9 protein-coding genes and 1 pseudogene are annotated in these 9381 nt (G+C 61.9%); 1 reads left to right on the top strand and 9 read right to left on the bottom strand.

All coding sequences use genetic code 11. The annotated features are described in order from the left end of the window. The 8 genes and pseudogenes from mshE to DBR30_RS20070 all read right to left on the bottom strand — a co-directional run. Window positions 1-443: pseudogene (gene mshE, locus DBR30_RS22680) on the bottom strand (MSHA fimbrial ATPase MshE); the annotation flags it as partial. Between the two features lie 74 nt (window positions 444-517). Further along, window positions 518-1612, bottom strand: a complete 1095-nt coding sequence (locus DBR30_RS20100; protein WP_181363639.1) for a tetratricopeptide repeat protein — start codon at window positions 1610-1612, stop codon at window positions 518-520. 100 nt (window positions 1613-1712) lie between these two features. Beyond that, window positions 1713-2603: an MSHA fimbrial biogenesis protein MshM gene (mshM, locus tag DBR30_RS20095; RefSeq protein ID WP_019446483.1), complete on the bottom strand. Its 891-nt coding sequence runs from the start codon at window positions 2601-2603 to the stop codon at window positions 1713-1715. 92 nt (window positions 2604-2695) lie between these two features. After that, on the bottom strand, window positions 2696-4369 hold the full coding sequence (gene mshL / locus DBR30_RS20090) for a pilus (MSHA type) biogenesis protein MshL (protein ID WP_108540863.1): 1674 nt from the start codon (window positions 4367-4369) through the stop codon (window positions 2696-2698). 70 nt (window positions 4370-4439) lie between these two features. Further along, window positions 4440-4769, bottom strand: a complete 330-nt coding sequence (locus DBR30_RS20085) for a SctD/MshK family protein (RefSeq protein WP_108540866.1) — start codon at window positions 4767-4769, stop codon at window positions 4440-4442. Then, window positions 4762-5409 carry a hypothetical protein gene (locus DBR30_RS20080; RefSeq protein WP_005340017.1) on the bottom strand — a complete coding sequence of 216 codons (648 nt, stop codon included), beginning with the start codon at window positions 5407-5409 and terminating at the stop codon, window positions 4762-4764. Before DBR30_RS20080 ends, DBR30_RS20085 begins: the two co-directional genes overlap by 8 nt. Continuing rightward, window positions 5409-6002, bottom strand: a complete 594-nt coding sequence (locus DBR30_RS20075) for a PilN domain-containing protein (protein WP_108540869.1) — start codon at window positions 6000-6002, stop codon at window positions 5409-5411. The genes DBR30_RS20080 and DBR30_RS20075 overlap by 1 nt, the downstream gene beginning before the upstream one ends. Continuing rightward, on the bottom strand, window positions 6002-6865 hold the full coding sequence (locus DBR30_RS20070) for an MSHA biogenesis protein MshI (protein WP_108588499.1): 864 nt from the start codon (window positions 6863-6865) through the stop codon (window positions 6002-6004). The genes DBR30_RS20075 and DBR30_RS20070 overlap by 1 nt, the downstream gene beginning before the upstream one ends. Before the next feature lie 86 nt (window positions 6866-6951). Between DBR30_RS20070 and DBR30_RS20065 the strand changes: the two genes are divergently transcribed. Beyond that, a complete protein-coding gene (locus DBR30_RS20065; protein WP_108588498.1) occupies window positions 6952-7875 on the top strand; it encodes a 1-aminocyclopropane-1-carboxylate deaminase/D-cysteine desulfhydrase in 924 nt (307 codons plus the stop codon). 76 nt (window positions 7876-7951) lie between these two features. On the opposite strand, the gene DBR30_RS20060 is transcribed toward DBR30_RS20065, so the two are convergent. Then, window positions 7952-9381, bottom strand: a 1430-nt coding sequence (locus DBR30_RS20060; protein WP_258224524.1) for an EAL domain-containing protein, incomplete at its 5' end; no start/stop codon positions are given.

Below are 9381 nucleotides of genomic sequence, written 5' to 3'. Positions count from 1 at the left end.
GTACGGCGGTAGAGCCGGTCGAAATACTCCAGCAGCTGCCCTTCTCGGGCAACCGCCAGCACCATGATGCGCGGGCTTAGCAACGCAGCGATGGCATCCAGTGCACTCAGATCGGCCGGGTCCGACATGGCCACCGTCACCCGATCGTCGGTGAGATTGACCGCCAGCGCCCGGTAACGGCGCGCCTGCACCTCGGGCAACAGCGGCACGGCGGCAGCATCTATGGTGAGGTTGTTGAGATCGAAGAAGGGCACATCCAGCTGACGGGCGAGGAACTGCAGCAACTGCACCTCGCTGATAAAGCCGAGGTCGATGAGGGTGGTGCCCAGCTTGCGGCCGGTCTGACGCTGCTGCTGCAGCGCGAGCTGCAGCTGATCATCGGAGATGATCTGCTCTTGTACCAGCAGGTCGCCGAGGCGCATTTTCAGTCTGGGTTGTGCCATGTTTGCTCCGATCTCTGTTACTTCACACCCGTTGCCGCATCCGATTAGGCTTAGCTAATCTAACCTGCTGTTTATCAAGGGGTTAGTTGACCAATTCGTTGTTCCAGCCAGTTGGTCGACGCCTCGCCGAGGTTGCCGTGCAGCAAGGCGTTGCGATAGGCATCGAGCGCCCGCTGGCTGTGGCCCTGACCATCCTCGGCCACGCCGAGGCCAAGCCACCAGCGGCCCTGATCCGGCTGCTGACGCAGCAGCTTCACATAGAGCGCCGCCGCATCGGCATTCTGGCCCAGCTCCTGAGTCAGCCCGGCCCAGGTGGCGTAGTAGTCCATGTTGCTGGCGAGATCCGGCTGATAACCAGACAACCAGCCAAGCGCCTGCTGCTGCTGCCCCTCGCTGATGGCAAGGCGGGCCAGTAACAGACGAAAATCGGCCTGCTGGGGATCGAGCCGGATCCCCTCTTCCAGCAGCTGACGCGCCTCGGTCAGGCGGCCCTCGCCGTAGAGCAGCCCCGCCAGCTGCTCGCGCGCCCCCTGGTTGTAGGGATCGTGGGCCAGCACCTGATAGTAGTTGTCCTGCGCATCCCGCAGGCTTCCCTTGGCCATGGCGGTGGTCGCCTTGCGCTCAGCCAGTGCTGCCAGCTCCTTGGCCGACAGCTCGACCGTCTCGATCTTCAATACGCTCGGCTTGCGCGGTGCGCTGGCGACTGCCTGCTGCTCTGCCGCCAGTTCGGCGTAAAGCTCGGGCTGCAGCTCTTCATCGGTCGGCTCGGACTCGTCAACATCGCTGGAGGCATCAAAGGGCGCACCGTCGGTCCCGTAGTCCGAGTCACTCTCGCCTGCCTCATCATTCACCGCCTCCTGACTTGGCAGCGGCAGCGCAGCCGCCACCTCGACCGGCTCAGGCTGGCTGACTGGCGCGGCGGCCCTTGCCACCACATCGGGAGTCACCGCATCGGGGGCGATCACTTCACTGGCAGCCGTCACGGTATGGGTCTGCTGCCAATAGATCCAGGTTCGCCAACCAAGGATCCCCAGTGCCAGACCGCAGATCAGGGTCAACAGCAACATCCACCATCCCTGCTGGCGCGCAGGGGCAATATAGACGGCAGCACCTTCGGATCCTTGCTGGCGCCGGTCCAGATCTTTCAGCATCTGGTTGATAACGCTCATGGCCAGACTCCATAAGCCAGCATAGGTATCCGCCAGCCCCATGTTGACGCACAACGCAGCTGGGGCGCTCTCATATCCCCGAGCATCTGGTTGATAACGCTCATGGCCAGACTCCATAAGCCAGGGCGCACCCCAGCAACAGTAACAGGGGCCACCAGCGCCGTGGCGCAAAGCGGCTGGCATCGTCGGTATCGCGAATGGCGAGCCGTACCAGACGGCTATCGACCTGACGCACACCCTGACCATAGGCCAGCATCAGGCACTTCTGCGCCAAGATATTGATAAGTCTCGGGATCCCTCGCGATGCGCGCCACAACAGACGCATGGCTCGACCTGCAAACAGCGGTGCCCCGCGGTAACCGGAGACCTGCAATCTGTGCTCCAGATAGGCGCGGGTCTCGTCAAAACGCAGCGGCCGCAGGCAGTAGGAGAAGCCAATCCGCTGGCGCAGTTGGCGCAGATGCGGCTTGGCCAGTCTGGCATCCAGCTCCGGCTGGCCGAACAGCACGATCTGCAGCAGCTTGCTCGATTCGGTCTCGAGATTGCCGAACAGGCGGATCGCCTCCAGGGTCTCGTCCGGCAGCGCTTGCGCCTCGTCGATCAGCACCACCACCCGGCTGCCTTGCTGGTGCAGGCTGATCAGGTGACGATGGATACGATCGGTCAGATCCAGCTCGCTCTGATCCCGTACCGCCAACCCCAGCTCCAGCGCCAGCGCAATGCGCAGCTCGGCCGGAGTGAGGTGGGGATTGGGCAACCAGGCAAGCCGCACCGGACGCGCTTCCGAACCCAGCTCGCTGAGCAACTTGCGGCATAGCAGGGTTTTGCCGGTACCCACCTCGCCGGTCACCTTGATAAAGCCCTCCCCCTGCGCCAGCGCCCAGTTAAGCACCTGCAGCGCCTCTTCGTGAGGCGGCAGGCCGTAGTAGAAGCCGGTATTGGGGGTGAGGCTGAACGGTGCCTCCTGCAGGCCGAAGTGGGTCAGGTACATGAGACCTCACCTGCCACGGCAAGCAAGCAGCCTGTGCACTCAAGACTGCACAGGCCGTTCGGAATAAGGGTGACCGCATCTGGTGTCATGGGTCAGCCCTTGGCCGGATACCACTTGTCGAGCAGCTCGGAGGAGCGTTGCAGCTCGTTTTGCCAGGTATCTTTCTCCACCACGGTCGGTTTGAGCATGATCACCAGCTCCACCTTCTTGGTGCTCTCGCGGCGGTTGGTAAAGGCTTCACCCACCCAGGGAATATCCCCCAGCAGCGGCACCTTGCTGACGATCTCCTGCTTGTCGGTCTTCATCAGGCCGCCGATAACGATGATGTCACCGTTATTGGCCTGCACCACGGTATCGGATTCGCGGATCGAGCTCTTGGCGAGCGGCAGTTGCAACTTGCCACCCGAGGTACCCATGTCGATCACCTTGTTTTGCTCTTCGGTATCGATAACCGAGGGATGGATATGCAGCAGCACCTTCCCCTCTTCATCGATCTGCGGCGTTACGTCCAGCGCTATACCGGAGAAGAAGGGGGTCAGCTCCACGTTAGGTGTCTTGTCTGTGCCCGTCGAGGTAGTGGTAATGGTGGTGGACGCATTGGTGACGTAATACTCGTCCGTCCCCACCTTGATCACCGCCTTCTGGTTGTTGGTTGCGGTGACACGGGGACTGGAGAGGGTATTCACATCGCCTTGGGTCTTGAGCAAGTTGACCGCCACATTGAAGTTGCCATCAGAGATCTTGAAACCGGCGCCGCCACCCAGCGCACTGAAGATCTGGTTGGGGGTGCTGGGCAGCTGAGTATTGGCAAGCGACTGGCCACCGGTAATCCCCTTGTTGCCATCCCAGCTGGCGGAGAGACCGCTCCAGTCCACCCCCTGCTCATACCCTTCGTTGAGGGCAACTTCGATGATCCGTGCCTCCAGCACCACCTGCCGCTTGAGGTGACTCTCTGACTGGGTCAGGAATTCACGCACCGCCTTGAGCTCTTTCGGGTAGGCACGAATGGTGACCAGACCCGCCTGCGGGCTGGTGATCACGGCGCGACCGTCACCCGTGCCAATCAGGGTCTGCAGGGAGTCGCGCAGATCAGTCCAGTAGTCGCTGTTGGTGTCGGTTTCGATACGGGTGCCGTTGTTGTTGTCACCGCTCGAGTTGTTGCTGGTTGAGCTGTTGCTGCCGCTGTTGTTGTTCGATGCACTGTCAAAACTGCTGTCGCTGCTGTTATTGCTGTCATTGGCCGTCACCCCGCCGGTGCTGACCGAGGTGCGGGAGAGGCCACGACGGGACATCATCAGGTAGTTGACCGGGATGGTTTCGGTACGCAGACCCGCCGGATAGATATGGAAGACATTGCCCTTGCGCTGCACGTCGAAGCCGTACATGTCGCCCACCACCGCCAGCACCTCCGGCAGAGTCACATCCTTGAGCTCGACGGAGACCAGCCCGGCCACCCCGGGGTGAACCGCCACGCTGTAGCGGGAGCCCTTGAACAGGGAACCGAAAAACTCCACCGCCTCCACATCGTGAGCCGCGATACGCAGCCGCTTCTCCGGCATGCCGACCGGCATCTGCGGCCGGTTCAGCTGCAGCAATTCACTTTGCACCGATTTGGGCAAAGCGGTCAGAGGGGCAGCCTGTTTCTGCTGTTCGTTCATGGCCTGTTTGAGAGCATCCTTGGCCTGGGTCGGCTCGGAGTGCTGATACGTGGTACAGCCTGCAGCCATCATGGCCACGGAGATCAGACAGAGACGGTGTTTTTTCATGTAATTAGGGCACCCTGACTTGCAATTAAACTCGATAAAGCCGATTCACCTCTCGAGAGGCAAGCACGACTCAAACCCGGATCTTGCTGGCAAACAGTGTTACCGCATGGCGTTTTCCCGCCTTTTCCAGCACCACGGCATCGGCATTGATGGCCACCAGCGTATAGCCGTCCACCTGTTGTCCGACCCGATAACTCTTGCCATTGAGTACCGCCAGTGCCGGGCCATTACCCAACACCACACTCTGCAGCTTCGGCAAACCGGCGCTGCTCTCGCCAGTCGCACGGGCGCCAACCGCCACATCCGCCAGCGGCGCGGTGGGATCCTGCAATACTTCGACCTGCTCCGCCTGTACCAGCAAGCTGCACAGGCAACAGCACAACGCAAACACTCTAGCCACGGATAAACTCCTTGCTGGTACTCAGGGTGTAGATCTCCATCTCCACCACCGCGCCGGGATAGGCTTTGACCTGATAGTCGAACTGCTTCCAGTAGAAGTGGCGCGGCAAGGCTTCCAGCGCTTTAAGATATTGATACACATCGAAATAGCCGCCTTCAAGCTGAAGCCGGATACCATGCTTGTAGAGATTGACCTTCTGCTCCCCCGCCATCAGCGGGGTCGGCTCCAGCGAACTGAGCGCCAGCATATGAAGATTGGCGGAGCGGGAGAGCAGCGCCTCCAGCACCAGCGGCATCTCGTGCGCCGGGATCAGATCGACGGTCTGGGCCTTCAGCTCATCGTCGATCCGGGCCAGATCCGCTTCGACCTGCGCCAGCTGGTCGCGAACTCCCTGATTGGGATCCCGCTTGAGCCGTGCCTGTTTGCCGAGGTTTTCCAGCTCCATGATCTCGAGGTCGCGCTCGGCGGCGCTCAGGGCCATGCGATCCTGCTGCAGGCGAGTATCAGCGCCATCGAGCCAGCCGTAGAGTCCGGCTGCGCCCAGCAGTACCAAGCCGGTCAGCAGGATCAACACCCGCTCCCGCTGGCTCAACACGGCGATACGCTGGCCCCATGCCTGCCATTGTGCTTTAAGGTTCATCAGGGTTTCTCCCGCGCAATGCCGCTCAACTGGAAGGTCAGACGACCCTCCTTGTCACGACTCAGGGTCAGTTCACCAAACTCTTTGCCCACCAGACTCGGGGTCTGCTTGAAGCGGTTGACCCAGGCTGGTACATCCTGACTGCGGCCAGCAAAGCCGGAGAGGTTGATCCGCCCTTCGTTGATCTCGATGCGCTGCAACGAGAGGTTGCTGCTGCGAATGCGGGAGAGATCCGCCATCACGCTGGCGTAGCCCTGGGATTTTTGCAGGGTCAGACTGCCCAGCTGGCGCATCAGCCCCTGCTTGGCCGTCAACTCATCCTGCTTGTTGACCAGTTGCTGTTGCAGCCGGGGATCCGCCTGATGGCGCGCCAGCTCGGCATCGAGCCGCTGTGCCTCGCTGCGCTTGAGCTCCAGCTCGGCAGAGCGCTGCGCCAGTGCCCGGCTGACCTGCTGCTGCTGCCAGCCGTAACCGACACCCGTCAGCAGGATCAGCAGCAGCGCAAAGCCCCACACCAGCGCCATCTGATTGAGGCTGGCCCACTGCCGCTTGGGGCGAAACTCGGCGCCATAGAGGTTTATCTGACGTTTCATCACGCATCCTCCCCGATGGCGGCTGCGTAGGCAGAAAGGTATTCGACGCCGGCCAGGACCGCCTTGTTGGCCATGGCGGAGACGGCAAAGCCGAAGGTCTGCTCCATGTGGCGCACCAGAGTACCGATAAAGGGCGAGGCAACGGCAAACTGCATCTGCCCCAGCTCGGGCAATTTCAGCTGGCCCGCCAGATAATCGAGGGAGCGCTGGATCTCCAGCGCCAGTGAATCGAGCAGCATGCTGTCCGGCTCATGTTCGCCAGTCAGGCTGGTGAAACCGCGCAGCTGGCGGGAGAAGCAGAGCCCGCCCTGATGGAAGACCAGCAGTTGCAGATCCTGCCCCTTGGGCTGCCACAGCAGCATGCGCACCGTGTCATCCGCGTCATAGAGAGAGGTGAGCGCCAATTCGTCGCTGATGATGGATTGCAGGGTGGCGATGCCGTTGATGGCATCGGCCAGCTGTTGCACCCGGCTCTTGGGCAGGCAGATCACATTGATGCGCGGACGACCGGCCGGCGGGGTGGGCAAGTCCACATAATCCATCGCCAGTTGCAGCACGGGTTCGCTGACATAGTCCTTGATGGCCCAGGGGAGCGCCCCCGGCATTTCGGCGTCAGGCACGGCAGGCTTGTCGATCTGGATCTGTTGATAAAGGCTGGCGGCGAGGGCCACCCGCACCGTAGACTTGGCCAGCCCATGACGGCTGAACAACTCGTTCATGGCCACAGCCCACTCCTGTGGGCCGTTGATGGTGCGCGTCGCGAAGACGGGGGGATTGCCCACCGCAGCCAGCATGATCCTGTCATTGGCCAGCAAGAGCCCGACCTGGCGGCTTGGCGTCGACCGTCTGAACAGTTGTTTCATGTAAGCCCGCCCATCAATATTGATTAAATGTATGAAATATTAACATAAACAGCAGATTAGCCTCCATATAAAAGACGGACTCACCATTGCAAGCCAGCCTTTCCGCCGAGTCAGAGGGTCAAGCCACCCTCCCTTCCCCCCTGCAACGCCTCCACCATCCGTTGCTGACCCGCTATGGCGTCGAGCTGTGGTGCAAGCGGGATGACCTGATCCATCCGGCCATCTCCGGCAACAAGTGGCGCAAACTCAAGTACCACCTGCTGCATGCCAAAGAGCATGGCAAACGGCACCTGCTCTCGTTTGGCGGCGCCTACTCCAATCATATCCACGCGCTGGCGGCTGCGGGGTGCCAATCTGGTCTTCGTACTACCGGTATCATACGGGGCGAGTATGACGCCGTCAGTAACTCTACCCTACGGGATGCCCGGCGCTGGGGCATGGATCTCGTTTTTGTCGACCGCCAGAGTTACCGGCGACGGCAGGATCCCGACTGGCTGGCCCAATTCGATGCACCCGATACCCTGATCGTGCCGGAAGGGGGCAGTAGCCCGCTGGCCATCCCCGGCGTGGCGGAACTGGTCGGCGAAGTGCCCTTCTCGCCGGATCTCTGGGTACTGCCCTGCGCCAGCGGCGGCACTCTGGCGGGCCTGATCGCTGGCAAACGGGATCGGGAGCAGATCCTCGCCATTGCGGTACTGAAAGGGGGCGGCTTTATCGCTGACGAGGTGTGTCGCCTCCATCCCGCGGCCGCCAGCATTCCCGGCTGGCGCATCGCGCTCGATCATCACGATGGTGGCTACGCCAAATTCAGCCCGACCCTCTGGCAGTGGGTAGAGGATTTCAGCGCCGATACCGCCCTGCCGCTGGAGCCCATCTACAGCGGCAAGGCAATGTGGGGGCTGTTTCGCGAGCTGGTGGCAGGCCGTATCGCCCCCGGCAGCAAAATCGTCTTTATCCACACCGGCGGCATGCAAGGGCTCGCCGGGCTGCGGGAGCAGGGCCGACTGTGAGTCCCGCCTGACGGCAACCGCAAACAATACCGCAAACAACAGAGGGTCGCCCCAAGGCAACCCTCTGTTGTTTATCTCAATCACCAGCCGGTTCCGGCACCAGCCGCTGGGGTTCGGCAAACCAGGGCCCCTGCCCGGCATGCACCCCGAGGTGGCGCAGCATCTTCCACTCGTCGCCACTTTCCACCCCCACTGCCAGCACCCGGGTGCGGGTATTGGCGCAGCCCCCCACCAGACTGCGCACCGCCATCTGGTTGACCTGACGGGCATGGATCTCCCGCACCAGACTGGGGTGCAGCTTGAGGAAATTGATCTCGAACTCCTTGATGTACTGGGTGCTCACCACATCCTGACCGGCATGATCGATGGCCAGCTGGCAGCCAAGCATCCGCAGGGAGCGCAGCGGCCGCTTGAGCGCCTCGAAATGGCGGGTCACCTGGGATTCGGAGAGTTGCAGGATCAACCGCTCGTTGGTGCTGCGCGGCAGCTGGAACAGGGCAAAGAAGAGCCAGCGCTGGAACTCGCGGTTGAGCAGGCTCTGGGCACTGAGGGTCAGGCTGATGGGGCAGCTCTGCTCGGAACGCTGGCGCAGCAGGGCGAGGGTCTGCTCCGCCACCAGCCGATCCAGTTGCAGCAACAAGCCCACCTTCTCCGCCATCGGCATGAAGATCCCCGCCTGCAGGGCACGCCCCTGCTCATCGTGCAGATAGGTGAGCAACTCCTGCTGCAACACTACCTGCCCCCGATCCTGCTGGATCGGCTGGGTGTAAAATTCGATGCCGTGCTCTTCGAGACGGCGGCTGATCAGGGTGCGCCAGCGTACCGTGCCCTTGCTGCTCTGCTCCTCATCCAGCTGCTTCTCGTAGAGGAACCAGCCGTTGTGGCCCTGCAGCCGGGCACTCTTAAGGGCCAGCTCCGCCTCCTCCTGCACCTTGAGCAGGCTGTCTTCGGCCTGATAGCAGACGGCGCCAAGATAGACCGCCGTGTCGGGATTGATCTCCTGCGGCCAGTGCAGTCGTTGCAAGCTCTTGAGCAGCTGGCTGGCGCTATCCACCATCTCGCTCTCGGACATATTGGGCAGCAACACCGCAAAAACCTGACCGGCGTAGCGGGCCTGCAGGGCGCCGTTATGCTTGCGCACGAAGGCACCTATGGTGGCGCTCGCCTCCATCATCAAATCGTGCCCCAGCAACTCGAACTGATCGGCCTCCAGCTCCTCCAGACAGGCGAGATCGATCAGCAGCACGCCGCCGCTCATCACGCTCGCCTCCATGATGGCGCTCTCCAGCCGGTTGTCGAAAAACAGCCGGTTGCCGATGCCGGTCATCTTATCGACGAAGGCGTTGCTGCGAATGAAGTTGTCGAAGCGGCTGCGCTCCTTGCGGGCATCCGCCAGCTCGGCGAGCAGATGATCGAGGGCCTGACTGGCGGCCACCGGCCACTCTTCGGCGGGGTCATGACTCAGTTTGGAGAGTTTGTCATCGAGGATCAGCTGGGCGCGAATGC

It is taken from the genome of Aeromonas sp. HMWF017 (assembly GCF_003061465.1).
Lineage (GTDB): Bacteria > Pseudomonadota > Gammaproteobacteria > Enterobacterales > Aeromonadaceae > Aeromonas > Aeromonas veronii.
Note: the sequence above shows the minus strand (reverse complement) of the source record. Positions and strands in the feature narration are given on the sequence as shown.

Coding starts and splice junctions, on each gene's coding strand:
- DBR30_RS20075 (WP_108540869.1), bottom strand. CDS start 6,002: ATGAAACGTCAGATAAACCTCTATGGCGCCGAGTTTCGCCCCAAGCGG.
- DBR30_RS20070 (WP_108588499.1), bottom strand. CDS start 6,865: ATGAAACAACTGTTCAGACGGTCGACGCCAAGCCGCCAGGTCGGGCTC.
- DBR30_RS20080 (WP_005340017.1), bottom strand. CDS start 5,409: ATGAACCTTAAAGCACAATGGCAGGCATGGGGCCAGCGTATCGCCGTG.
- DBR30_RS20100 (WP_181363639.1), bottom strand. CDS start 1,612: ATGAGCGTTATCAACCAGATGCTGAAAGATCTGGACCGGCGCCAGCAA.
- mshL (WP_108540863.1), bottom strand. CDS start 4,369: ATGAAAAAACACCGTCTCTGTCTGATCTCCGTGGCCATGATGGCTGCA.
- mshM (WP_019446483.1), bottom strand. CDS start 2,603: ATGTACCTGACCCACTTCGGCCTGCAGGAGGCACCGTTCAGCCTCACC.